General features: G+C 73.6%; 24 protein-coding genes and 3 tRNA genes. 11 read left to right on the forward strand and 16 right to left on the reverse strand.

Annotated features, from left to right (window positions below):
• Nucleotides 1-3 precede the first annotated feature (3 nt).
• The gene (locus KME75_RS04900; protein WP_219413320.1) at nucleotides 4-510 is read left to right on the forward strand and encodes a DUF2505 domain-containing protein; all 507 of its coding nucleotides are present in this window, start codon (nucleotides 4-6) and stop codon (nucleotides 508-510) included.
• A gap of 21 nt (nucleotides 511-531) precedes the next feature.
• Nucleotides 532-1,416 (forward strand): formyltetrahydrofolate deformylase, encoded by an 885-nt coding sequence (purU, locus tag KME75_RS04905; RefSeq protein WP_219413321.1) that lies wholly within the window; start codon nucleotides 532-534, stop codon nucleotides 1,414-1,416.
• 92 nt (nucleotides 1,417-1,508) lie between these two features.
• Here the strand turns inward: purU and KME75_RS04910 are convergent, their stop codons facing one another.
• Nucleotides 1,509-1,919, reverse strand: a complete 411-nt coding sequence (locus tag KME75_RS04910) for a TIGR03667 family PPOX class F420-dependent oxidoreductase (protein WP_219413322.1) — start codon at nucleotides 1,917-1,919, stop codon at nucleotides 1,509-1,511.
• A gap of 119 nt (nucleotides 1,920-2,038) precedes the next feature.
• On the opposite strand from KME75_RS04910, the gene KME75_RS04915 reads away from it, so the two are divergent.
• Nucleotides 2,039-3,424, forward strand: coding sequence for an alpha/beta fold hydrolase (locus tag KME75_RS04915; protein ID WP_219413323.1), 1,386 nt, complete (start codon nucleotides 2,039-2,041; stop codon nucleotides 3,422-3,424).
• Nucleotides 3,425-3,449: 25 nt separating this feature from the next.
• Here KME75_RS04915 and lon read toward each other — a convergent pair whose 3' ends face one another.
• From lon to KME75_RS04945, 6 genes are all read right to left on the reverse strand, one after another.
• Nucleotides 3,450-5,789, reverse strand: a complete 2,340-nt coding sequence (gene lon / locus KME75_RS04920) for an endopeptidase La (RefSeq protein WP_219413324.1) — start codon at nucleotides 5,787-5,789, stop codon at nucleotides 3,450-3,452.
• A 199-nt stretch (nucleotides 5,790-5,988) separates the two neighbouring features.
• The gene (locus KME75_RS04925; protein WP_219413325.1) at nucleotides 5,989-6,540 is read right to left on the reverse strand and encodes a YbaK/EbsC family protein; all 552 of its coding nucleotides are present in this window, start codon (nucleotides 6,538-6,540) and stop codon (nucleotides 5,989-5,991) included.
• Nucleotides 6,537-6,848 carry a DUF2516 family protein gene (locus KME75_RS04930; protein ID WP_372452561.1) on the reverse strand — a complete coding sequence of 104 codons (312 nt, stop codon included), beginning with the start codon at nucleotides 6,846-6,848 and terminating at the stop codon, nucleotides 6,537-6,539. Before KME75_RS04930 ends, KME75_RS04925 begins: the two co-directional genes overlap by 4 nt.
• A 178-nt stretch (nucleotides 6,849-7,026) precedes the next feature.
• Nucleotides 7,027-7,827: a hypothetical protein gene (locus KME75_RS04935; RefSeq protein WP_219413327.1), complete on the reverse strand. Its 801-nt coding sequence runs from the start codon at nucleotides 7,825-7,827 to the stop codon at nucleotides 7,027-7,029.
• Nucleotides 7,828-7,832: 5 nt separating this feature from the next.
• On the reverse strand, nucleotides 7,833-8,309 hold the full coding sequence (locus tag KME75_RS04940; RefSeq protein WP_219413328.1) for a helix-turn-helix domain-containing protein: 477 nt from the start codon (nucleotides 8,307-8,309) through the stop codon (nucleotides 7,833-7,835).
• A gap of 284 nt (nucleotides 8,310-8,593) precedes the next feature.
• On the reverse strand, nucleotides 8,594-9,316 hold the full coding sequence (locus tag KME75_RS04945; RefSeq protein WP_219413329.1) for an SGNH/GDSL hydrolase family protein: 723 nt from the start codon (nucleotides 9,314-9,316) through the stop codon (nucleotides 8,594-8,596).
• Nucleotides 9,317-9,363: 47 nt separating this feature from the next.
• On the opposite strand from KME75_RS04945, the gene KME75_RS04950 reads away from it, so the two are divergent.
• Nucleotides 9,364-9,954, forward strand: coding sequence for a PadR family transcriptional regulator (locus KME75_RS04950; protein ID WP_219413330.1), 591 nt, complete (start codon nucleotides 9,364-9,366; stop codon nucleotides 9,952-9,954).
• On the opposite strand, the gene KME75_RS04955 is transcribed toward KME75_RS04950, so the two are convergent.
• The 3 genes from KME75_RS04955 to KME75_RS04965 form a co-directional block, all read right to left on the reverse strand.
• Nucleotides 9,921-11,135 carry a DUF445 domain-containing protein gene (locus KME75_RS04955; RefSeq protein ID WP_219413368.1) on the reverse strand — a complete coding sequence of 405 codons (1,215 nt, stop codon included), beginning with the start codon at nucleotides 11,133-11,135 and terminating at the stop codon, nucleotides 9,921-9,923. The genes KME75_RS04950 and KME75_RS04955 overlap by 34 nt on opposite strands.
• A 539-nt stretch (nucleotides 11,136-11,674) precedes the next feature.
• Nucleotides 11,675-12,193, reverse strand: coding sequence for a bifunctional DNA primase/polymerase (locus tag KME75_RS04960; RefSeq protein ID WP_219413331.1), 519 nt, complete (start codon nucleotides 12,191-12,193; stop codon nucleotides 11,675-11,677).
• Between the two features lie 569 nt (nucleotides 12,194-12,762).
• Nucleotides 12,763-12,966: a cold-shock protein gene (locus tag KME75_RS04965; RefSeq protein WP_219413332.1), complete on the reverse strand. Its 204-nt coding sequence runs from the start codon at nucleotides 12,964-12,966 to the stop codon at nucleotides 12,763-12,765.
• 333 nt (nucleotides 12,967-13,299) lie between these two features.
• Between KME75_RS04965 and KME75_RS04970 the strand changes: the two genes are divergently transcribed.
• Together KME75_RS04970 and KME75_RS04975 are read left to right on the forward strand one after the other, a co-directional pair.
• Entirely contained in the window at nucleotides 13,300-14,253 is a 954-nt protein-coding gene (locus KME75_RS04970) for an acyl-CoA desaturase (RefSeq protein ID WP_219413333.1), read from the forward strand.
• 348 nt (nucleotides 14,254-14,601) lie between these two features.
• Entirely contained in the window at nucleotides 14,602-15,402 is an 801-nt protein-coding gene (locus KME75_RS04975) for a hypothetical protein (RefSeq protein WP_219413334.1), read from the forward strand.
• Between the two features lie 158 nt (nucleotides 15,403-15,560).
• Here the strand turns inward: KME75_RS04975 and KME75_RS45620 are convergent, their stop codons facing one another.
• From KME75_RS45620 to KME75_RS05000, 5 genes are all read right to left on the reverse strand, one after another.
• Nucleotides 15,561-16,826 (reverse strand): GGDEF domain-containing protein, encoded by a 1,266-nt coding sequence (locus KME75_RS45620; RefSeq protein WP_219413335.1) that lies wholly within the window; start codon nucleotides 16,824-16,826, stop codon nucleotides 15,561-15,563.
• A gap of 536 nt (nucleotides 16,827-17,362) precedes the next feature.
• Nucleotides 17,363-17,439, reverse strand: a tRNA-Phe gene (locus KME75_RS04985).
• Between the two features lie 27 nt (nucleotides 17,440-17,466).
• A tRNA-Asp gene (locus tag KME75_RS04990) sits at nucleotides 17,467-17,540 on the reverse strand.
• A 33-nt stretch (nucleotides 17,541-17,573) separates the two neighbouring features.
• Nucleotides 17,574-17,646, reverse strand: a tRNA-Glu gene (locus KME75_RS04995).
• Nucleotides 17,647-17,801: 155 nt separating this feature from the next.
• The gene (locus tag KME75_RS05000; protein WP_308282560.1) at nucleotides 17,802-18,038 is read right to left on the reverse strand and encodes a hypothetical protein; all 237 of its coding nucleotides are present in this window, start codon (nucleotides 18,036-18,038) and stop codon (nucleotides 17,802-17,804) included.
• 317 nt (nucleotides 18,039-18,355) lie between these two features.
• Here KME75_RS05000 and KME75_RS05005 point away from each other — a divergent pair, with 317 nt between their 5' ends.
• Complete coding sequence (locus KME75_RS05005; protein WP_219413336.1) at nucleotides 18,356-18,577, forward strand: heavy-metal-associated domain-containing protein; 222 nt, start codon at nucleotides 18,356-18,358, stop codon at nucleotides 18,575-18,577.
• Between the two features lie 43 nt (nucleotides 18,578-18,620).
• Nucleotides 18,621-18,995, forward strand: coding sequence for a hypothetical protein (locus KME75_RS05010; protein ID WP_219413337.1), 375 nt, complete (start codon nucleotides 18,621-18,623; stop codon nucleotides 18,993-18,995).
• A 186-nt stretch (nucleotides 18,996-19,181) separates the two neighbouring features.
• Here the strand turns inward: KME75_RS05010 and KME75_RS45625 are convergent, their stop codons facing one another.
• Nucleotides 19,182-20,507: a GDSL-type esterase/lipase family protein gene (locus KME75_RS45625; RefSeq protein ID WP_219413338.1), complete on the reverse strand. Its 1,326-nt coding sequence runs from the start codon at nucleotides 20,505-20,507 to the stop codon at nucleotides 19,182-19,184.
• A 321-nt stretch (nucleotides 20,508-20,828) separates the two neighbouring features.
• Between KME75_RS45625 and KME75_RS05020 the strand changes: the two genes are divergently transcribed.
• The 3 genes from KME75_RS05020 to KME75_RS05030 all read left to right on the forward strand — a co-directional run bounded on the left by KME75_RS05020 (nucleotide 20,829) and on the right by KME75_RS05030 (nucleotide 24,077).
• Nucleotides 20,829-22,706, forward strand: coding sequence for a propionyl-CoA synthetase (locus KME75_RS05020; protein WP_219413339.1), 1,878 nt, complete (start codon nucleotides 20,829-20,831; stop codon nucleotides 22,704-22,706).
• 196 nt (nucleotides 22,707-22,902) lie between these two features.
• Nucleotides 22,903-23,454 (forward strand): excalibur calcium-binding domain-containing protein, encoded by a 552-nt coding sequence (locus KME75_RS05025; protein ID WP_219413340.1) that lies wholly within the window; start codon nucleotides 22,903-22,905, stop codon nucleotides 23,452-23,454.
• A complete protein-coding gene (locus tag KME75_RS05030) occupies nucleotides 23,451-24,077 on the forward strand; it encodes a class F sortase (RefSeq protein WP_219413341.1) in 627 nt (208 codons plus the stop codon). The genes KME75_RS05025 and KME75_RS05030 overlap by 4 nt, the downstream gene beginning before the upstream one ends.
• The last annotated feature ends 33 nt before the right edge of the window (nucleotides 24,078-24,110 follow it).

Genomic DNA, 24,110 nt, shown 5'->3' on the forward strand with positions numbered 1-24,110 from the left:
ACCATGCCGCGCCCGATCGACTACCGGTCCACCTCGCAGTACCGCGCCGACGACGTCTACGCGACGATGGTGGACCCCGAGTACCTGCGCGCCCGGCTCGCCCGGCTCGGCGGACCCCGCGCCGAGCTGCTCGAGCACAGCGCGTACGCCGACGGCGCCCGCTACCGGCTGCAGCACGGCCTGGACGCGAAGGACATGCCGTCGACGGTCCGCAGCATGCTGCCGGGCGACCTCACGATCGAGCGCGCCGAGAGCTGGGTGCGGGAGGAGTCCGGCCGCTACGCGGGCGAGGTGCAGGTGACGATCCACGGCACCCCCGCGTCGGCGGTGGGCGGGATGCGGCTGCACGACGCCGACGGCGGGGACAGCGAGCTGCTCGTGCACGCCGAGGTCACGGTGAAGGTGCCGCTGATCGGTGGGAAGATCGAGGGGATCGTGGCGGAGCAGGTGGAGAGCCTGCTCGCCGCCGAGACAGGGTTCACGCTGGAGTGGCTCGCCGAGCGCAGCTGAGCCCCTGAGAGCATTCAGCGCGTGGACCGCCCCGCCGAGCAGCGCTACGTCATCACCCTGAGCTGCCCCGACACCATCGGCATCGTCGCCCGCATCGCCGGCTTCCTCGCCGACGCGGGCGGCTGGATCGTCGAGGCCGGCTACCACTCCGACCCCGACACGGGCTGGTTCTTCACCCGCCAGGTGGTGCGCGCCGACTCGCTGCCGTTCGACGCCGACGAGCTGCGCGCCCGCTTCGCCGAGGTGGCGGCCGAGCTGGGCGGCGAGGCCGACTGGACCGTCACCGACACAGCGGTGCCCAAGCGGGCGGTGGTGCTGGTGACCAAGGAGCCGCACTGCCTGCACGACCTGCTCGGACGGGTCGCCGCGGGCGAGCTCCCCGTGCAGCTCGACGCCGTGATCGGCAACCGCGCCGAGCTCGGCGACCTCGTGCGGGCCCACGGGGTGCCGTTCCACCACGTCGCGTTCCCGCCGCCGGGCAGCGACGCACCCAAGGCCGCGGCGTTCGAGGAACTGCGCGCCCTGGTCGACCAGCACGACCCGGACGCGATCGTGCTCGCCCGGTTCATGCAGATCCTCCCGCCCGAGCTGTGCCGGGCGTGGGCGGGCCGGGCGCTGAACATCCACCACAGCTTCCTGCCCTCGTTCGTGGGCGCCCGGCCCTATCACCAGGCGCACGCCCGGGGCGTCAAGCTGGTCGGGGCGACCTGCCACTACGTGACGCCCGACCTCGACGCCGGGCCGATCGTCGAGCAGGACGTGATCCGGGTGGACCACGGCGACACCACCGCCGACATGGTCCGCCGCGGCCGCGACATCGAACGCCTCGTGCTCGCCCGCGGCCTGCGCTGGCACCTGGAGGACCGGGTGCTCGTACACGGCAACAAGACGGTCGTCTTCCGCTGACCCTGCACCGAAGTGTCAGGAAAGCCACGTTCCTGCCATTCAACGCCAGGAACGTGTCTTTCCTGCCATCACGGGACCGGCGCGGCCGCTGCTCAATGCCCGCGCACCCGGCGTGGACGGAACCGCAGCGCCACGGCGTAGGTCTCCGCGAACTTCTCCGCGGTTCCCCACCCGTCCTCGATCCGGTCGCCGTACTTGTCCAGGTAGGCCGGGTTCTCGTGCACGGGTGGCTCGTCCGGGTGCTCCTCGACCTCTCCGGTGAGCACCACGATGTCGCCGTCGAGGTGCAGGGCCACGCGCGGGTTCGCGCGCAGGTGGGCGAGCCGCTTCGCCTTGTGGTCGCTGTAGACCAGCGCCGACTCCCCGTCCCACAGGAACCAGATCGGGGCGGGCTGGGGCGTGCCGGTGCCGTCGACCAACGTCAACCAGGCGACGAGCTCCTCCCGCAGTCGCCGGGCCACGCGGGCCCCGAACTCGGTGGTGGGATCGGGCAGGACGGACATGACGGTCTCCTCGTCGATCGGATGCACCCCACAAGCACGGCGGGCGCGGGGATCTTCCCTCCACGTGGTTCTTGGGCATCTTCTTGACCGGCGTCGCTCGGAATGCCTAACGTCAGCTCGTGCTGAACGTCACACGCGCGCTCGCGGGCGCCGTCCTCGCCACCGTCGTGCTCGCGGGCACGGCCACGGCGTCGCCGACCGACACCCCGTACCGGCGGCTGAGCGGCTCGCTCGACTCCGGGGCGAGCTGGATCGCCGACGTCCCGGCGGACTGGAACGGGGTGCTCCTGCTGTTCGGCCACGGCTACCGGCCGCCCGGCGGCGACAACCCGGCGCAGAACGCGCCCGACCCGGACACTGCCGCCGCCTTGCTCGACCGCGGCTACGCGCTGGCCGGGTCGTCCTACGCCACCGCGGGCTGGACCCTGGACACCGCGGCCGACGACCAGCTCGCCACGCTCGCCGCCGTCACCGCTGAGCTGGGCGAACCCCGCCGGACCATCGCCGTCGGCCAGTCCATGGGCGGGCTCGTGACCGCGCAGATCGCCGAGCGCGACGATTCGGGCGTGGACGCGGCGCTGGCCCTCTGCGGGCTGGTTGCGGGCGGCGTCGGGCTCCTGGACTTCCAGCTCGACGGTGCGCACGCGCTGGCGCAGCTGCTCCTGCCGGGCGAGGAGGTGCCACTGGCGGGCTTCGCCGACGCGGCGCAGGTCCACCAGGTGACCGCGCGGCTGCTGGAGGCGATCGAGTCGGCACGGCACACGCCGCAGGGGCGGGCGCGGGTCGCGCTCGCCGCCGCGCTGTTCCACCTGCCCACCTGGCACGGCGACGGGGCGCCACCCGAGGACCCGGCGGGCCGCGCGGAGGCGCAGGTGCTGGGGATGATCGAGACGCTGCCGTTCATCCTCCCGGCCCGCCTCGACATCGAGTCGCGGGCGGGCGGCAACGCCTCCACCAACGTGGGCGTCGACTACCGCGCGCTGCTGCAGCCCTCGGCGACGAAGGACCTGGTGGGCACGCTGTACCGGGAGGCGGGCCTCGACCTGCACACCGATCTCGACCGACTCACCGCGACGGCGGCGACCTCGGCCGACCCCGCGGCCCGGGAGTGGCTCACCCGCACCTCGACGATCACCGGCGAGCTCGACGTGCCGGTCCTGACGGTCCACACCGTCGCCGATGCGCTCGTGCCGGTGCAGTTCGAGGACGACTACGCCGACCGCGTGCGCACGGCGGGCGAGAAGGCCGACCTGCGCACCGCGTTCGTCGACCGCACCGGGCACTGCACGTTCACGCCGGCGGAGGTCGTCGCGGCCGTCGAGGCAGTCGTGGCCCGGGTGGAGACCGGCCGTTGGGGCGGGTCGGCCACCACCGTGCGCTGCGCCGGGCGGGCGCCGAGAGCGGCCTCGGCGCGGCCGAGTTCGTCCACCACCGGCCGGGCGAGTTCCTCGGCGAGGAGGGCCGCTGACGAGAGCGCGAACGGCACTTTCGCTCAAACCTGTTGAACGAAAGTGCCGTTCGCGCAATGGGTCAGGCCGCGGCCGTCAGCGGTGCCGGCTCCAGGGCCAGCTCCAGCACCTCCGCCACGTCGGCCACCGGGTGCACCCGGAGCTCCCCGCGCACCGACTCCGGCAGGTCGTCGAGATCGGGTTCGTTGCGCTTCGGGATGATCACGTCGGTGAGCCCGGCCCGGTGGGCGGCCAGCAGCTTCTGCTTGACGCCCCCGATCGGCAGCACCTTGCCCTGCAGCGTGACCTCACCGGTCATTCCGACCGACGACCTCACCGGCCGCCCGCTCGCGAGCGACGCCAGCGCCGTGGTCATCGTGATCCCGGCGCTGGGACCGTCCTTCGGCACGGCGCCCGCCGGCACGTGGACGTGCAGCTTGCGCTGGGCGAGGTCACCGGCGAGGCCCTTCGACCGCAGGTAGCTCAGGGCGATCGACACCGATTCCTTCATCACGTCGCCGAGTTGTCCGGTCAGCGTCAAGCCCGGGTCGCCCTCCATCGCGGTGGCCTCGATGAACAGCACGTCCCCGCCGGTCCCGGTGACGGCCAGCCCGGTTGCGACCCCCGGCACGGAGGTGCGCTCCGCCGACTCCGGGGTGAACTTCGGCCGCCCGAGGTAGCCCACCAGGGCGTCGGCGTCGACGTGCACGGGGGCTTCGGCGTCACCGCGCGGAGCGTCAGCGGAGCGCGCATCGGCGCTGTCCAGCTTCACGGCCACCTTGCGCAGAACCTTGGCCAGGCCCCGCTCCAGCTGCCGCACGCCGGCCTCGCGGGTGTACTCGGCGGCGATCATCGACAGGGCCACGTCGGAGAACTCGACGTCGGACGGCTCCAGCCCGGCCTTCTCGATCTGCCGCGGCAGCAGGTGGTCGCGGGCGATCGCGACCTTCTCCGCCTCGGTGTAGCCGTCGAGCGTCACGATCTCCATGCGGTCCGCGAGCGGGCCGGGGATCGCCTCGAAGACGTTGGCCGTGGCGAGGAACAGCACGTCGGACAGGTCGAGGTCGACCTCGAGGTAGTGGTCGCGGAACGTGTGGTTCTGCGCCGGGTCGAGCACCTCGAGCAGCGCCGCCGTCGGGTCGCCGCGGAAGTCGCTGCCGACCTTGTCGATCTCGTCGAGCAGCACGACGGGGTTCATCGAGCCGGCCTCGCGGATCGCGCGGACGATCCGGCCGGGCAGCGCGCCCACGTAGGTGCGCCGGTGGCCGCGGATCTCGGCCTCGTCCCGCACGCCGCCCAGGGCGACGCGCACGAACTTGCGCCCCAACGCCCGCGCGACCGACTCCCCCAGCGACGTCTTGCCGACGCCGGGCGGACCGACCAGCGACAGCACGGCACCCGAGCCGCGGCCGCCGACCTTCTCCATGCCCTTGCGGTCCCGGCGGGCGCGGACGGCGAGGAACTCGACCAGCCGCTCCTTGACGTCGTCGAGGCCCGCGTGGTCGGCGTCGAGGACGGCGCGGGCGGCGAGCAGGTCGTCGGTGTCCTCGGTGCGCGTGGTCCAGGGGATGTCGAGGACGGTGTCGAGCCAGGTGCGGATCCAGCCCGACTCCGGGCTCTGGTCCGACGCCCGCTCCAGCTTTCCGACCTCGGTGAGCGCGGCCTTGCGGACGTGCTCGGGCAGGTCGGCGTTCTCGACGCGCGTGCGGTAGTCGTCGGCCCCGTCCGGCTCGTCCTCTCCGAGCTCCTTGCGGATCGCGGCCAGCTGCTGGCGCAGCAGGAACTCGCGCTGGGTCTTCTCCATGCCCTCGCGGACGTCGCTGGCGATCTTCTCGGAGACCTCCTGCTCGGCGACGTGTTCCTTCGTCCACTCGATCAGCAGTTCCAGCCGCTTGACGACGTCGGTCTCCGCGAGCAGCTGCGCCTTGTGCTCCAGGTCGAGGTAGGACGCCCATCCCGCGGTGTCGGCGAGTTGGCCGGGGTCGGTGATCTGCTGCACCGAGTCGACGACCTGCCAGGCCCCGCGCTGCTGCAGGATCCCGATGACAAGTGCCTTGTACTCCTTGGCGAGCTCCGTCATCCGGCCGGTGACGGGCTGCTCGGGCACCGGGGTGGCCTCCACCCACAGCGCCGCGCCCGGCCCGGTGACGCCGGAGCCGATCTGCGCGCGGCCCTCACCGCGCACCACGGCCGCCTTCTCCCCGCTGGGGAGCCTGCCGACCTGCTCGAGGACGGCGATCGTGCCCACGGCGGCGTAGCGGCCGTCGAGGCGGGGCACGATGAGGACCTTGCGATCGACGCTGTTCGCCGCGTCGACCGCTGCCTGGATGTCCGGCTGGTCCAGCCGGACGGGAACCACCATGCCGGGCAGCACCACCGAGTCGGCGAGCGGAAGCACCGGCAGCTTCAGCGTCTCTGTCATGCCCTGCCCAACGCTTACAGCGTTGAAGGCATTCCAGCGTTCAAGTAAGTCCGCCAGGAGCGAACGCAGGAACATTGCGCCGGATCGACTCATCTCGACGGCACACAGCGAGTCGGGACGGCACATGCCGCCGGCGGCGTGTGCCGTCCCCAGTGGGTGTGTGCGGTGCGGCTCGACCCGGGCGACGCCGGGAGGACCGTCAGCGGGCGAGGCCCTCGATCACCTCGGCGCGGGGCAGGCGCGCGGCCAGCTCACCGGGCAGGGCCAGCTTCGACCCGCGGATCCCGCTGCCGATCACGACGGCGGGCGCGGCCGCCACGGCGGCGTCGACGAGCACCGGCCAGTCCTCGGGCAGCCCGACCGGCGTGACCCCGCCGTACTCCATGCCGCTGCGCGCGACGGCGTCGTCCATCGGCGCGAACGACGCCTTGCGGGCGTTCAGCCGCTTGCGGACGAGGCCGTTGACGTCGGCGCGGGTGGTGGCGAGCACCAGGCTGGCGGCATAGCGGGTGTCCTCGCCGCGGCGGCCTGCGACGACGACGCAGTTCGCGGAGCCGTCGAGCGGGGAGGAGTACGCGGCGCAGAACTCCGCGGTGTCGGCCAGGGCGGGATCGATCTCGGCGACGCCGACGAGCGCCGCGTCGGCGGGATCGAGCGCCTTGAGGGCCTGGGCGACGGGCTCGCCGAGCAGGTCGGGGCGGTCGAGCGCGGGGACGGCCCGCAGCGTGCCGAGGACGGACCAGTCGGTCACCAGCGCTGGCCACCGCCCTGCACGCGGACCACGGCCGGCTTGACGTCGACGATGTAGACGAGCACGGCGACGAGCGCGGCCAGCCAGAACAGTGCTCCGCTGCTCCCGGGGCCGCCCTGGAAGACGACGAGCACCAGCACGCTCGCCCCGGTGATGCCGAGCCAGGCGGGCTTGGTGAGCTTGTCGACCGCGGTGAACGCGTCGGCGCGCTGCAGGAGTGCATGGACGAAGGCATAGCCACCGACGGGGATGGCCAGCAGCCACACCGCCCACAGGACCCAGGCGTCGAGGTCGTACAGCAGGCTCACATCACGCAGACTACGCGGGGGCGCCCCCTGCGCGCACATGCCCAGTGGCGAACTCGACCGGCTGGGAGCACGACAGTGCCCCCGAGGCGCGGGAGACCTCGGGGGCACTGAGCGGAGCTTGGAGCGAACGGACGGCACCGCAAGGTGCAGCGAACGCGGCGGCGGCGCCGCGGCGCGCTCAGCTGCCGGACTTGGCGTCGCTCGCCGCGCCGGTGCGGCGGGTGGCCGGCTTGCGCGCGGCCGTCTTCGGCGTGGCCTTCGGCGCGGGCTTCGCCGCGGACTTGGGCTCGCTCTTGGGCTCGGGCTTCGGCGCCGTGCGGTTGGCGGCCTTCCGCGTGGCGCTGCGGGTGTCGCGGGCGACCTCGGTGCCGGCCTCGTCGATCGTCGCCGCGGTGTCGGCACCGGCCTTGGCGACGGTCTTCGAGGCGTCCTTGCTCACCTCGGTGACGGTCTCGGCGGCCTGCCCGGTGAAGCGCTGCGTGGCGCGCGCGAACCGCTCGCCGGTGGATCGGGTCTGCCGGCTCACCGTGCCGAGCGCCTTCTCCGCGGCGTCGTGGGCGTCGTCCACCAGGTCGTCGACGCGGGCGTCGAGCTTGTCGGTGTAGGACTCGATCGTGCGCAGGGTCTGCTTGAACTGCGGCTGCTTACGGATCCGGCCCCAGGTCTTCGCGCCGTGGTCGGCGAAACCCGTGTAGGCCTGCTCGGCCTGGTCCCGCAGGTCGGCGACGGCCTTGCGGAGCTCGTCAGCGTTGAGCCGCTGCGGCAGCGTGGCGACGCGGTCCTGCACGTCCTCGGCCTGGGCGTTGACGCGCGCCCGGGTGGCGGTGACGGCGTTCGCGACGGCGGCGACGGCGAGGTCGCCGGCACCCAGCACGGCCAGCAGCGGGGTGCGCGCGGCCTCGGCCCGCTCGGCGGCGTTCTTGGCGGCCTGCTCGCGGAGCTTGCGGACGTCCGCGGCGGTGGGCAGCGACACAGCCATGGTGATCACTCCTGTTCTGGGGTGGGGCGGGGGGCGACGGCGTCGCTCTCCCGGCGGAAGGATTCGTAGATGTCGAGGAGCACCTGCTTCTGGCGCTCGGTCAGGGCCGGGTCGGCGAGCACGGCGTCGGTGACGGCACCCGCCGGCTTCTCGTCGAGGATCCCGGCCTTCACGTACAGGGCCTCGGCAGAGATCCGCAGCCCCTTGGCGATCTGCTGGAGGATCTCGGCCGACGGCTTGCGCAGGCCCCGCTCGATCTGGCTGAGGTAGGGGTTGCTGACGCCGGCCGAGCGGGCCAGCTGGCGCAGCGAGACCTGCGCGCTCTCCCGCTGGCTGCGGATGTAGCCGCCGATGTCGTCGACGGCCTGGCCGACGGCGTGCCCGGCGTGCTCGACCACCTGGCCGACCTGTTCGACCGCGTGTCCGACCCGCTCTCCGGGGCCATCGCTCTTCGGCGGCTTCACCCCGTCCGGCTTCGACATCCACTCACCTCCGCCCTGTCGACTTCGACGGTACGCGCGGGTGCTAGCTGTTGCAAGCACCATGCTTGCGCAGGTGGCGTGGCTCCGCCCACACCCGACCGGCGCATCGCGTCAGCGCGGAGCGGTCAGCGCCGGCGGCTCCACACCGGCCTGCCCGGGAGCGGCCGCGCCGGGCCCGGGGGCCGGGACGGTGGCCGGGAGGTGACGGCGCCGACCACCGCCGGCACCACGAAGCGGAACACGCGGCCGAGCGTAGGGGCGCCCACCGACGTTCTCGTGGGGTTTCAGTGGCGCGCCCTCCGGCCCGGCAGCGCCACCGCCCGGCGGCCCAGCCACAGCGCGTGCCGGGCGCCGGCCGCGAGCCGGGCGGGCAGCGAGTCGACGGGCGGCGCGACGGCGGCGGGCCCTGCAGGCACGAGCCCGTGCGCGCGCAGGACGTCGAGCGCGGAGGCGGCGATGAAGCGGTGACCGCGGGCGTTCGGGTGCAGCCGGTCGATGCTGAGCATCCCGGCGGCACGTAGGGCCGGCGCGGCCGTGCCGTCCAGCACCCAGGCCCCGTGCCGCCGTGCCACCCGCTCGATGACGGCGTTCGCCCGCCCCGTTCGGCTGCGGACCGCTGCGCGGGCCGGACGCGGGAGCGGGAGACCCGCGGTGATGTCGTGCAGCGTCATCGTCAGCACTCCGCGGCTCGCGGCGGCGGAGAGCGTGCCGACCACGTGGTCGTAGTGCACCTCGAAGGCCGCCGCGTCGAACCGGCCGCACAGGACGTCGTTGACCCCGACCACGCACGTGACGACGTCGGGGGCGAGCGCCACGGCGGCCTCGAGCTGGTCGCGGCGCACCGCGGCGACGGTGGCGCCGGTGCGGGCGAGGTTCGCGACCAGCACGAATCCTGCGTCCGCGGCCAGGTACGGGACCCACCCATGCAGCCGGCCACCCCGCGGATCCCCGACGCCCTCGCTGACGCTGTCCCCGACCGCGACCAACCGGGCACTAGTCAGATTCATGACTAGTAACGTATCGGACTACTCCTGCTGATGGCTATGGTCGCCGCATGTCGTTGCGGTACGCGGTACTGGCCGCGCTCGTGCACGGAGAGGCCACCGGCTACGAGCTGGCCAAGCGGTTCGACGCCGGCGTGGCGAACTTCTGGCACGCGCGTCCTCAGCAGATCTACGCCGAGCTGACGCGGCTGCACGAGTCGGAGCTCGTGCGGGCCACCGAGGTGCCGCAGCGCAACCGCCCCACGAAACGGGTGTTCGCGCTCACCGACGCCGGGGTCGCCGAGCTGGTCGCGTTCGCCGCGGCGCCGAAGCAGCCCACCGCGCTGCGGGACGAGCTGATGGTCGCGGTCCAGGCCGCCGACGTGGTGGACCCGGACGTCCTGGTCGAGGCCCTGGACCGGCAGGCCGAGCGCGCCCGGCGGAAGCTCGCACACTTCCGCGACGTGGAACGCTCGATCCTGAGCGGGCGCACCGAGGAGGAGTTCGTGCGCACCACCCGTCACCTCGGCCCGTACCTCACCTGTCGCGCCGGGATCCGGCTCGAGACCGAGACCGCGCAGTGGTGCGCGTGGGCGATCGAGCTGCTGCGGGCGAGGCAGGGCCGGGATCAGGCGCCGAAGGCGAACTGCCCCACCGCGTAGATGACGAACCCGGCCAGCGCACCGACCACCGTGCCGTTGATCCGGATGAACTGCAGGTCGCGCCCCACCTGCAACTCGATCTTCCGCGACGTCTCCTCCGCGTCCCACCGCTCCACGGTGTCGGTGATCAGCGTCGTGATCTCGTGGCGGTAGTGCCGCACGACGTAGCCTGCGGCGTCGGCGAGCCAGCCCTCGATCTTGCCGCGCAGCTCGGCGTCGGTGTTCAGCCGGTTCCCGAACGCCACCAGCCCGTCGCGGACCCGGGTGCGCAGCGCGCTCGACGGGTCGGCGGCGGCGTCGAGGATCAGACCCTTGACCGTGCCCCAGGCCTGGCCGATGAACCGCTGCACGTCGGGGTGCGCCACGATCTGGTGCTTGATCCGCTCGGCGCGCTCGATGGTGTCCGGGTCGTTCTGCAGGTCCGCGGCGAACTCGACGAGGAACGTGTCGACGGCCTTGCGCAGCGGGTGCTCGGGGTCGGTCTTGACCGCCCACGCGAAGTTCTGCACCTCGAGGAACACCCGGTCGGCGATGAGGTCGTCGACGAACCGCGGCGACCAGGTGGGCGCCCGGTCGTGCACGATCCGCAGCACCGTGTCGTGGTTGGCGGTGACCCAGTCGTAGGCGCGGTCGCAGACGAGGTCGACGAGCCGGTGGTGCGACCCGTCGGCCAGCACGCCCTGCAGGACCGTGCCCAGGGGCGGGCCGATCGGCCGCTCCATCAGCTTGCGGACGAGGACCTGCTCGATCACCTCCTGCACGTCGTCGTCGCGCAGGACGGTGACGATGCCGCGGGCGGCCGTGGCGAGCTCGGCGGTGACGCGGTCGGCGTTGGCCTCCTGCCCGATCCAGGCACCGACGCGGGACGACACCTCGACGCGCGCGAGCTTGTCGCGCACCACGTCCTCGGCCAGGAAGTTCTCGCCGACGAAGTCGCCGAGGCTGTCGCCCAGCACGTCCTTCTTCGTCGGGATGATCGCGGTGTGCGGGATGGGCAGCCCGAGCGGCCGCCGGAACAGCGCCGTGACGGCGAACCAGTCGGCGAGGGCGCCGACCATCCCCGCCTCGGCCATCGCGCGCACGTAGCCGACCCACGTCGGCCCGTCGTTGACCTCCCACCAGCGCGCCAGCAGGAACACGACGGTGGCGGCCACCAGCAGACCCGTGGCCAGCGTCTTCATCCGACGCAGATCGCGCTGCCGCGTGGCGGCGTCGATCCGGCCGAACCCGAGGCCGACCTCCACCACCGGCCGGGTACGCGTCCGTCCGGTACCGGTGGTCGTTCCACCACCCGGGGCGGACGCGTCCGTTCGGGGGGATTGCGAGATCTGCACGAACCCATAGTGCCCGCTGATGCGTATCCCCGGTGTCCGGATCGTCCGTCCGCCGCGTCCGCCGTCGCCCCACGGCGGGTTCGGCGCGAACGGGTCCGGACCCCGGCGCCCGATTGCCGGTGGCCCGAGGGCCGCTCCGGTCGGGAGCAGTGCTTCCGGGGTGTGCTGCCCCCACGCCACGGAGGCACTCGGCCCCCGCGGCGCCGGGCATGGGACTGGCCGGGGCCGATGGTTTTCCACCGACCCCGGCCACGTTCGTGGTGCGGCCGCGCAGCGAGGGAGGAACCTCCCCCGGGCGCCGCACCACCGGCGCTCCCCCGGGACCCCGGCGCGGCGCGACGAGCCGCGGCAACGGGGCGAGCCGAGGGGGCCGGCTCGCGGTCCGGCTAGAACCGCATGCCGACGGCGACGGCACCGGCGGGCCGCTGGGCGCCCGGGTGCAGCTCGCGGTCGGCCTGCCACCGAACGGCGTCGGCGGCGGTGTGGACGATCAGGTCCGCCTCGGGCACCCGGTAGCCGACGAGCGCCGGGTTGACCCGCCAGTGCACCCACCCGTCCGGCAGCTCCGACGGCGGCGCGAGCACCGCGGCGCCGTCGGTGTGCAGCACCACACCGTCGGTCTCCCGCAGCTCGGCGGGCAGCTGCGCACCGGGCGTGATCGGGAACCACCACTCGCCCGTGGGAGTGGCGGCCACCGGGACGACGGACCCCGCGTCCCGCAGCTGCGCGCACACCTGCCTGCCGCACGCCGCCGGCACCTCGAGTACGTCGAGCGCGGTGCCGGTGACCAGCAGAAGTGATGTGGTGGACGACGCGACCACGGGCCACCCGTGATCGTCGAACTCCCGCGCCGCTGCGCGCAGCTCCGCGCCGTACACCGCGCGGTAGCTGTTCCAGCCCGGCATCTCCGACCTCCGATAACTGCTCTCCAGCCGCCGCTGCTCGGCGTGTCTGTGTGAGGCTCAACACTGAGCATGACGGGTCGGGAACGGGTCGGGGAGCCTCCAGCGACGACCGAGCGGGACGCCGAGACAAGCGGGCCGTGCGCCGGTGGGCGGTCCGGTCGTCGCCGGTGAACGGCGGGTGACCGGCTCGTGACCGGGGACCGGCGGCTCCTCGCGCCCGATCCCCCGTGCGCCACCGCCCGGCCGTCGTCGACCAACGGCTGAAACGATGGGCGAGGCTGCTGGTCACCAAGGCCAGGGGCCACCGGGGAAGCCCACTCGTCGCTCGGGCCGATCCGCCGCCGCCATGGTCGCCGCACGACCGGCGTGAGATGCGCATCCGCGCGCTGGACGGTGCAAGAACGACATCTCGCCCGGGCACGGCCGCCATGATCGCCGCGAGATTGCATCACCCGGGCCTGGAACGTCCGGGGGGCGCCGCCCGCGCCCACCTCAACGCTGAAAAACGCCGGTGCCGGCGCCCCCGAGAGGGGACGCCGGCACCGGGACGTGCTGTGTGCGGGGCTCGATCAGAGCGGGCGCACCGTGTCGGCCTGCGGACCCTTGGCGCCCTGGCTCGCCTCGAAGGTGACGCGCTGGTTCTCCTCGAGGGTGCGGAAGCCGTCCGACTGGATGGCCGAGTAGTGGACGAAGACGTCCGGACCGTTGTCGTCGGTGGCGATGAAGCCGAAGCCCTTCTCGGCGTTGAACCACTTGACGGTGCCCTGCGGCATACCTGTTCTCCATACGTGAAGCGGACCCTGACGGCACTGTGCCGACCGGGGGCTGCACGGGAACACCGACGAACGCGGACGATCTCCTCGCACGCCTGTGAAGCCCACCGTCACTCTCCACGGACGCTTCACAACGATCGAGGAAGACACGACTGCAACCGGTGCAGAACCTACCACGCGCGACCGCTCCACAACGGCCCGACGCGGCCCCGGATCCGAGCCCGGTGACCACAGTGGCGTTGCCGTATCGTGACCTTCAGCTGCGAGCCGGGGCAGTTCGCCCGCCCGCCTCGGGCGTGTCCGCGGCCGCCCCTGTAGTCGAAGAAGGTGTCCATGGCCGCTGTCGTGCAGGATCGCCCACCCGTCGCCGCGCTCACCGACGGCCGCAAGTCGGCTGTCGAGCAGGCCCTGGTCGTCACGTTCATGATCGTCCCGCTGCTCGCGCTCGCCGCCGCGGTACCCCTCGCGTGGGGGTGGGGCCTGTCCTCGCTCGACGTGGGCCTCGCCGCGGCCATCTACGTCGTGAGCGGGCTCGGCGTCACGGTCGGCCTCCACCGGCACTTCACGCACGGCTCGTTCAAGGCCAACCGGCCGCTGCGGATCGCACTCGCCGTGGCGGGCAGCCTCGCCCTCCAGGGGAGCGTGGTCAGCTGGGTGGCCGACCACCGGCGCCACCACGCGTTCTCCGACAAGGAGGGCGACCCGCACTCACCGTGGCTCTTCGGTACCGGGCCGGTAACGATCGCCCGCGGCTTCTGGCACTCCCACATTGGGTGGCTGCTGGAGCGGGACCGCACCAACGCCCGGCGTTTCGCCCCGGACCTGCTCGCCGACCGCGACGTGGCGACCGTCGACCGCCTGTTCCTCGTGCTCACGGTCGCGAGCCTCGGGCTGCCCGCGCTGATCGGCGGTCTCGTCTCCTGGTCGCTGTGGGGCGCGCTGACCGCGCTCCTCTGGGCGGGCCTGGTGCGCGTAGCCCTGTTGCACCACGTGACGTGGTCGATCAACTCGATCTGCCACATGGTCGGCGACCGTCCCTTCGCCGCCCGCGACCGCTCGGCCAACGTCTGGTGGCTGGCGGTGCTGTCGTTCGGCGAGTCGTGGCACAACCTGCACCACGCCGACCCGACGTGCGCGCGACATGGGGTCAAGCGCGGGCAGGTGGACATCTCCGCGGCAGTCATCCGCCTGTTCGAGAAGCTGGGGTGGGCCCACGCGGTGCGCTGGCCCGCGCCGCGCCGCCTGGAGCGGCTGAGCAGCCGTGCCGACACCCGCCGTGACCGTTAGGGCAGATCCGGCACACGCTCGGTGACCTGCACGAGCGGGAACGCCACGATGGTGAACTCCTACGCCCCTGGGTGACCGTACCGTCGAAAGTTTGATGACCCGTCGGCGTGGTCCACGGCGCGCCCGGGTGAGGCCCGGTCGCAGCACGCCGGTCGGGCGTCGCCCGCTCCGGTGGCGCATCCACGGAATCGTCACGCTCGGTCGTTTCCGCAGCGGTCGACGCGCATTCCCCGGATATCGGCGACGTGGCGGGCTGATCAGACGGCACGCATCATTTCCGCGACCCTGCCCATCCATTTCCGGGAGGCTCGGATGCGGAGTCGGAAAGTCGCTCTTTCAATCGGCGCGGTGACCACCGGGGTGTTGCTGACCGGTCTCGGCACCACTGCCGCGCACGCGGCGCAACCGCCTCCGGAGACCGGCGTGGGCGCCGCGCAGGCCCCCGCCCTGCCCCAGAGCCCGTTGGACCAGCTGCTGCGCGACCTGATCATCAGCCTGCACACGCTGCTGCCCTCACTGCTCGGCGACCTCGTGGAACCCGCGGCCCCGGCGGCGCCGGGCGCGGCCACGCTGCCCGCCACCGGCGACGGGGTGGGGCAGCTCCCGGCGCCCGAGCCGCTCCCCGCGCCCGCCCCACCGGACCCCGGGGTGACGGTTCCCGCCCCCGGCGCGGTGCCGCCCGCACCGGGCGTGGGCGTGCCCGAGCCCGCGCTGCCCGCACCCGAGCCCGCGCTGCCCGCGCCGGATCCCGGCGTCGCCGCGCCCGACCCCGGCGCCGCCGTGCCGCAGCCGCCCCCCGTTGCACCCGGTGCCGCGGTTCCGGAGCCGGTGGCCACCGTGCCCGGCCCGGCCGCGCCCGCGGCAACCGTTCCCGGCCCGGCGGCCACCGTTCCCGAGCCCGCAGCGACCGTGCCCGACCCGGCAGCGACGGCTCCCGACCCGGCAGGTGCCGCCGCGGGTCCTGCCGACGCCGATGCCGCGCCCGTGGTCGTGGCGCCGGAACCGGCCGCATGCACGGACGCGGGCGCTCCACTCGAGGATCCGGATGTCGTCGCGGCGGGTCGGGTCGCCGCACCCACCGCTCACACGGCGGAACCGGGGGCGCTCGCCGATCCGTGCCTTTCCACGGCGACCGGTTCGGGGAATTGACGGGTAGTCGGAATTGCGCGGCGGAACGGACGGATCGGCCGGAGACCGGCCGGTCCGCTTCGCCCGTACGGACGCCGGGATGACGGCGCGTCACCGTCGAGCCGGCGCGCTCAGCTAGCCGGCCGGTAGCGGCGGCCACCGACAGACGAGTGGGTCGATCAGGCGCGGCGGTACGGGCGGTGCGGCCTGCGGCCGCCTGCCGGCACCGGGTGCAGGCCCATCCGCACCGTGTTGCGCCCGGCGCGCTTGGCGGCGTACATCGCGGTGTCGGCGACCTCGAGGAGCTGGATGAGGTCGCTCCCGTCGGCGGGATGCGTCGCCCCGCCGATCGAGGCGGTGAGGTGGTGGATCACCTCGGGTCCGTCGGGTCCGACGATGTCCACGCGCAGCGCGGCGATGCGACGGCGGATCCGCTCGGCGACCGCGGCGGCCGCCGTCCTGCCGTCCTCGCCCTCGAGCCCGGAGAGCAGGACGACGAACTCCTCGCCACCGAAGCGGCCGACCACATCGTCGTCACGCACCTCCGCGCGGACCGCGGACGCCACCGCCGCGAGCACGTGGTCGCCCACGAGGTGCCCGTACCGGTCGTTGATGGCCTTGAAGTGATCGAGGTCCAGCACGAGCACGGTTGCGTGCCCTTCGACGCGTTCGGAGCGCCGCAGGGCACGGCCGGCGCGCAGGTGCCACGCCGCCGCGTTGAGCAGTCCTGTCTTGCTGTCGGTACTGGCCGCCTCCTCCAGCTGCCGCACGAGGACGGTGCGGTGCAGGACGATCAGCGGCGGGAGCACGAGCACCGCGTACGCGGAGCCGAACGACGCGACGGCCCCGGCGGCGAGTGCGCCCATCGAGAGCGTGGCGAACTCCAGGGCGGCCTCGTCGCCGCGGCGGAGCACCTGCACGAAGGTGGCGAGGTCGGGGTTCGGTCCGCTGAGCACGATGACGGTGACGACCAGCACCATGTTGATCGCGGCGTAGGTGAGCACCCCGAGCAGCACGACGCCGAGCCCGGGGATGGTGGAGAACAGCTCGCCCTGGTCGACCAGCCCGGTGACTCCGGCGACGGCCTGCACGGCGAGCACGACGGTGGCCGTGGTGAACGCGGCGCGGTGCACCGGCACCCCGGAGCGCCGCCCGATCCGGGCCTGGAGATGCGCGTAGATGGCCACGACCACGGCGGTGGCCACCGGGCCGGGGAGCAGCGCCGCGGCCGCGAAGGTCCACACCGAGCTCAGGTCGATGTGCGGGTTGCCCTCGGACCGGTGCCGTATCCGTTCCACACCCAACGACGCCTCGGTGCTCAGGACGCCGGCGCCCGCCAGCACGGCCGCGATCGTCAGCCACTCCTGCGGCAGCACACCGATGCCGTTGCGCACGTCGAGCACGAGCGCGACCATCGCCGCCAGTTCGACCGCGAGGATGACCACCAGGACGGGCCGGGGAAGCGCCCAGATGGCCCAACGGCTGGTCCCGGTCGGACTATGCCGCGGCAGTTGCATCCCCCTGGAACCTTTCAGCCGGGTCACTGTGACCGTCGCGTGTGTCCCCCATCCGGGCGGATCGTAGCCGGGCGGCGACCGAACGTCAGCGGCGAACGGTCACCGGAACCCCGCCGGGAGGCGGGCAACCGGACAGGACAGCGGGCTGGGGCACCACTCCGAGTCGGCGCAGGACGACAAACGTTGTCGATCAGGAGCCTATGCCCGCGGGCATTGGCCTCCAGCCCTGTGTGATGCCAGTCATAGCGCATCTGGTCCGTCCGCCGTCGCGGATCACGGGCGGGAGGTCTCTTCCGAAGGATCCGTCGCAACCCCCGAGCCCGTGATCAGCGCCGGGAGGGACGGACCGCGAGAAGCGCCCGGTCGAGGGATCGCGACGACCGGCGTCACGTTATCCTGATCACCAGGAGAAGGAAGAGCGTCGGCCCGCTCCGCAGAACGTGCGGGCCGACCAGGAGGAAGGATGGTGGCCAGGGGCGGGGTCGAACCGCCGACCTACCGCTTTTCAGGCGGTCGCTCGTACCAACTGAGCTACCTGGCCCAACCGGCGCAATGCCGGGTGGTGAAGCGACCCAGACGGGACTCGAACCCGCGACCTTCGCCGTGACAGGGCGACGCGCTAACCAACTGCGCCACTGGGCCTTGCTGTTGTACTGCGGTCGTGCTGGTGGAGCGTACCCCCAACGGGATTCGAACCCGCGCTGCCGCCTTGAAAGGGCGGTGTCCTAGGCCGCTAGACGATGGGGGCTTGGACCACCTCGGCGATCCCCGCCCGCAACGGCTTTCCGTTGGGAGCGAGAGAAGCATATGACATCGCTCCGACGCCCCACGCACGGGGGTCCCTTCGCCGTACGCCCGCCCCAGCCGCAGGTCACGGCCGGGGCGGAGGACCCGCAGACTCCGCTAGCGGGTGACCGGGGGGGGCTGGTCCGGGTTGGCCGAGATCAGCCCGAGCATGTCGAGGAGCTGCCGGAGGTCCTCCGAGTCGGCCGAGTTGCGGGCGACGACGAGTCGCGCCCGGTGCAACTGGTCGTCCGACACGCGATACGCGTCGGCCGCCGTGCGCTGGTTGGGGATCGCGCCGCTCGACGCCATCCGTTCCTCGCCGAGCTCCCGCCGCGCGCTACCGATTCCACTCACCGACGCCTCCCCGTTCGGCCGCCACCACGTCCCGACCGAGCGGGGGCGCCGCCCGCGGGCGGCGTCGCCCCGCGAGAACCGGCGGCGTTCACCCGAGTCGGCTACCCCACCCCGAACCGGAACGCCCCGCAGCCACCCCCGTGGCCGTGACCGTGACGTTACCTAGCGAAGCCCTCCGACCGCACCCCTCTTAGCGGGTGAGGGTCCTGCCTTTCGGTGACGGAGCGAACACGGAGCGGTGCGACCCCGCGCGTGACGAGGCGGTTGCTGCCCGTACGGTGCCGCTGCCGGCACCGGCTCCAGGACTGGGAGGACACATGTCCGTCGAGGCACCGTTCCGCACCGAGGTCACCGTCAGCGGGATGAGCTGCGAGCACTGCGCGCGGTCGGTGACCGAGGAGATCCGGGAGATCTCCGGGGTCAGCGCGGTCGAGATCGAGCTCGCCACCGGTGCCGTCGCGGTGCTCGCCGACCGGGCCGTGCAGCCCGCCGAGATCGCCGCCGCCATCGGCCCGGCCGGCTACGACCTCGCCGGCTGAGGAGGGTGGGGCCCGCTCGGGCCCCGCTCCGTAGGCTGACGCCATGGCCCCGTCCCGTGACCGCAGCCGCTCGCGCCACCGCGCGCCCGCCTCGGCGCAGGGCGCGCCGGACGATCCCGCCGACGTCGACCGCGACCTCGACTCCTACCTGGCCGCGCTGTCGCGCGACGACGGGGCCGCCACCGAGCTGACGGGCCGGTTCGGGTCCGCCCAGGTGTTCCAGCTGCGGCTGCCCGCGCTCCGGATCGAGCAGCTGCGCCGGATCGCCGCCGAGCGCGGCGTCTCGCCGGGCGCCCTGGCGGTGGACTGGGTCGTCGAACGGCTGGACCGCGAGGACGCCCCCACCGGGCCCCTGCCCGTGGTCGAGGACGACGAGAACCCCATCCGTCGTGGGCTGCGCAAGCTCGGTCGCCGGTAGCGGGGGCCTCAGCCCGCGCTGATGTCGCGCCTGGCCGGCCCGGCGAGCCCCACCGCCCCGAGCGCGACGGCGACGGCGACGGCCTGCTCATCGTCCATCTCCTCGCCGGGCCGCGCCCCCGGCGGACAGGCCCTCACGAGCAGGTACGGGACGGCCGCGAACCCATCGGTCCCGGGCCGACCTCCGCTAGCGGTTCGCCACCACGATCCGCGCCGGCGAGGTGTCGGCGAGGCACGGGCTCCCCGTGAGCAGCGCCGGGTCGACCGCGTCCGCCAGCGCCCGGTACCCTGCCGCGGACAGGTGCAGCCCGTCGCCCGAGTCGTAGGCCGGCGCGAGGCGGCCGGGATCGGCCGGGTCGGCCACGGCGGCGGCGAAGTCGAACACCCCGTCGGCGTGCTCGTGCCCGTGCGCACGCACCCAGGCGTTCACCGCCTCGCGCGCGGCCACCGCGGCGGGTGTGCCGTGCGCGCCGGTCGTCGACGGCGTGATCGTCGTGAGGAACACCCGCGCGCCCGCCCCGCGCGCGTGCTCGGCGAACCGCCGCAGCCCCGCGACGATCTCCTCGGCGCCCCGGCCCCTCGCGATGTCGTTCGTGCCGATGTGCAGCACGACGTCCGTGGCGCCGTGCGCGTCCAGGACGTCCCGGTCGAACCTGCGCAGCGGCGGCGGGCCGGTGACGGGCGGGTTCGTCCCGAGCAGCCGGTTGCCCGAGATGCCCGCGTTGAGCACGGCCATCGCGGTGGCCCCGCCCGCAGCGGTGAGCCGCTCGGCGAGCGCGTCGGACCACCGCTCGTCGGCGTCGACGCCGCCGCCCACGCCGTCGGTGATCGAGTCGCCCACCGCGACGACGGCGTTCACCGGGCGCGGCGCCATCACGTCGACGCCGGTGAGCACGAGCCAGGAGTGCAGGGTCGTCTCGAAGGCCCGACCGGGGTCGGTGAGCGTGAAATCGCCCGGCCGGGACAGGTAGGAGGTCTGCAGGGCGACCGGGTGCTGCGTGACGACCTCCGGTGCGACCGGGAGGAAGATGCTCACGGCGAGTGGCCGGCCGGCCTCCGCCACCAGGGGGACCGGGTCGCTCACCGCATCGGCACCGGCCGGGACGACCACGGCCGCCCGGCCGCCGAACGTCACCGGCCGCGCCGTCCCGCGCAGCAGCCCGGAGCCGCCGTCCGAACGGGCCGCCGAGACCGCGCCGACGGCCAGCGGCCCCGAGCCGTAGGCGTTGGAGAGCCGCACCCGGACCTGCGAGCCGGTGGCCTGCGGCCGCACGACCATGCGCAGCGTGGCGCCATCCAGCGCTGGGTCGGCGGGAGCGGGCTGCGCGGCCGCCTGCCAGGCCGTGACCCAGGCGGGGCCGCACGGGTCCGGGGCGGGGACGTCGGCCCGGGCGCCGGCTCCCCCGGCGCCGGCCGTCCCGACGGCGAGGCCGAGGGCGCACAACACCGCGGTGACCACCGTGAGCGCGGCTGCCCGGCCCGGAAGGGGCCAGGGTCCACCCGATCCGCCCACCCGCGCCCCCTCGCGAATCGGCGCGATCTTCGGCGCCCCGGCCCGGTCACCGCGCACAACACGCCTCGCATGAACCGGTAGTAGGCGAACGGTCACGGAAAGTGGAACGAGGCGCGAGCCGTCCAGGACGTCCGGCCGAACGGGTGATTACGCTACGTTGCGTAGATTTTCACGCTGTGCGATCACTCGCTCAGGGGTCACCGGGCCGAGGGAGATCGATCACTCGCGTCGGCGGGCTGCCCTCCCTCCCAGCCACGGCCTACTGTCACCACGGGACGTCCCGGCCCCGGCCGGGCAGGAACGAGGGCGAGGAGGCCATCGGTGGGTGCGTACGAGGACGTCTTCCGGGCCAGCACCGAGGACCCGGAGGCGTTCTGGCTCGATGCGGCGCAGGCGATCGACTGGCACGTGGCCCCGACGCGCGCGCTCGACGTCTCCCGGCCGCCGTTCTACCGCTGGTTCCCCGACGGGGAGCTGAACGTCTGCCACAACGCGCTGGACCGGCACGTCGACGCCGGCCGCGGCGAGCAGGCCGCCCTGATCTACGACTCCCCCGTCACGGATACGCAGCGGACCTACACCTACGCACACCTGCGGGACGAGGTGGCGCGGTTCGCCGGTGTCCTCGCCGGCCTCGGCGTGGGCCGGGGCGACCGGGTCGTGATCTACATGCCGATGGTGCCGGAGGCCGCGATCGCCATGCTGGCGTGCGCGCGGATCGGGGCCGTGCACTCGGTGGTCTTCGGCGGGTTCGCGCCGAAGGAGCTCGCCGTGCGGATCGACGACGCCGCGCCGCGCGTGGTCGTCTCCGCGTCGTGCGGCATCGAGGGCAAGCGCGTCATCGAGTACAAGCCCCTGCTCGATCAGGCGATCGAGCTCGCGGCGCACGCGCCCGCCAAGCGCGTGATCCTGCAGCGGCCGCAGGCCGAGGCGACGCTGGGCCCCGACGACGTCGACTGGGCGGAGGCGACGGCGGCGGCCGAGCCCGCCGAGTGCGTGCCGGTCAAGGCCACCGACCCGCTGTACATCCTCTACACCTCCGGGACCACGGGGAAGCCGAAGGGCGTGGTGCGCGACGGCGGCGGGCACGCCGTGGCGCTGCGCTGGTCCATGCCGAACGTCTACGACGTCGGCCCCGGGGAGACGATCTTCACCGCGTCCGACGTCGGCTGGGTCGTCGGGCACTCCTACATCGTCTACGCGCCGCTGCTCACCGGCGCCACGACCGTGCTCTACGAGGGCAAGCCGGTCGGCACGCCGGACGCCGGGCAGTTCTGGCGGGTGGTCGCCGAACACGGCGTCAAGAGCCTGTTCACCGCGCCCACCGCGTTCCGGGCGATCAAGAAGGAGGACCCGGACGGCGAGTTCACGCGCAAGTACGACATCTCCGGGCTGCACTACCTGTTCCTCGCCGGGGAGCGGCTCGACCCGGAGACCTACCGCTGGGCCGCCGACCTGCTCGGCATCCCGGTGATCGACCACTGGTGGCAGACCGAGACGGGCTGGCCGATCGTCGCCAACCCCGCAGGCATCGAGCTGCTTCCGATCAAGCCCGGTTCACCGACCCGGCCGCTGCCGGGGTGGGACGTGCAGGTGCTCGACACGTCGGGGACGCCGGTCGAGCCGGGCACCGACGGCGCGATCGTCGTGAAGCTGCCGATGCCACCGGGGTCGCTGCCGACGCTGTGGAACGACGACGAGCGGTTCGTGCAGTCGTACATGTCCGCGTTCGAGGGCTACTACCTCACCGGCGACGGCGGCCGGCTCGACGAGGACGGCTACGTGTTCGTCATGGGCCGCACCGACGACGTGATCAATGTGGCCGGGCACCGGCTCTCCACCGGCGGCATGGAGGAGGTGCTCGCTTCCCACGCGGACGTCGCCGAATGCGCGGTGATCGGGGTGGCCGACGTGCTGAAGGGGCAGGTCCCGCGCGGGTTCGTCGTGCTCAAGGCCGGGGTGCAGCGCGACGAGGACGAGCTGCGGGCCGAGCTCGTGCAGTTGGTGCGCGACCAGGTCGGGGCCGTCGCGAGCCTCAAGGACGTGGCGGTCGTCGCGGGGCTGCCGAAGACCCGCTCCGGGAAGATCCTGCGCAAGACGATGCGTGGGATCGCCGACGGGGCGGACGAGCCGGTGCCCTCCACGATCGACGATCCGGCGGTGCTCGACGCGCTGCGCCCGGTGCTGCGCCGGAGCTGACCGAACCCGTACGAACGGCGCGGCCGTCGGATCCCTCCCGACGGACGCGCCGTTCGTCGGTCCGGGATGCGGCCGGACGGAGCAACTTGTGCTCGGGCGGTAACGCACCGTGCGACCGGGGAGAAAGGACGGGGTGCAGGCCGGCGCTCCCCACGACGGCCCGCTCCCCGGAACCACCCCGGAAGGACGCTCCCCCATGCTCGTCTCCCGTCGCGCCCGCGTGGCGGCGCTCGTCGCCGCGCTGACCACCGCACTGTGCGCGGGGCTCACCGCCACCGCCGCCGCGCAGGACGTCAACTGCAGTGCTTTCGAGTTCCAGGAGGACGCCCAGGCCTTCTTCGACAACCTGCCGGGTGACCCGCACGAGCTCGACGACAACGACGACGGCGTCCCCTGCGAGTCCCTGCCCCGCCGCGGCACGCCGGCCACCACGGTGACACCCACCGCCGAACCCGAGTCGGAGAGCACCCCCGAGACGCCGACGACGACCCCGCCCGCGGCACCCACGACGACAGCCACCCCCACCACCGCGGCGGCCCCTGCCGACGACGACGTCGACCGGGACTGCGCCGACTTCGCCACCCAGGCCGACGCGCAGGCCGCCCTCACGAGCCGGATCGGCGACCCCGAGCGGCTGGACGCCGACGACGACGGCGTCGCCTGCGAGCAGCACTTCGGCACCGAGGACCGCCAGGTCGCGGTGTTCCCGCTGGGCGGTGTGGCGACCGGAGGGACGCCCGTCCGGTGACGCACGCCCGCATCCGGCAGGGTCTCCTGCTGGCGGCGGTGACGGCGGTGCTCGCGGGCTGCGGTTCCCCGCAGCAGGCACCCGCAGTCGCCCCGGCCGCGGCTCCCGCCGCCCCCGTCGCCCACACGCCCGCGCCCTCGGAGCAGGCCGCCGCCCCGGTGGCGGCGCTCGCCCCGGCGGAGCCCGTGAACCTCGCCGTGTCCGCCATCGGGGTGGACACCGGCCCGCTGCTCGCCCTCGGCATCGACCCGGAGGGCGCCCTCGAGGTGCCGCCGGACGCACTGACGGCCGGCTGGTTCACGCTCGGCCCGACCCCCGGGGCGACGGGCCCGGCCGTGATCGCGGCACACGTCGACTACGCGGGCGTGCCGGGCGTGTTCTCCCGGCTCCACGAGCTCGCCCCCGGCGACGAGGTGCGGGTGCGCCGCGCCGACGGCACCGAGGCGGTCTTCGCCACCTACCGGGTGGACCGCTACGCCAAGGCCGACTTCCCGACCGAGCGGGTGTACGGCGACACCGACGGCCCCGAACTGCGGCTGATCACCTGCGGCGGCGCGTTCGACCGCGGCACGGGGCAGTACGCGGACAACGTCGTGGCCTACGCACGCCTGGTCGCCGCCTGAGCACCTCGGGAGTAAGGGCGTCCTGACTGCCGC

Origin of the sequence: Pseudonocardia nigra, assembly GCF_019396355.1 — a bacterium.
Classification (GTDB): domain Bacteria; phylum Actinomycetota; class Actinomycetes; order Mycobacteriales; family Pseudonocardiaceae; genus Pseudonocardia; species Pseudonocardia nigra.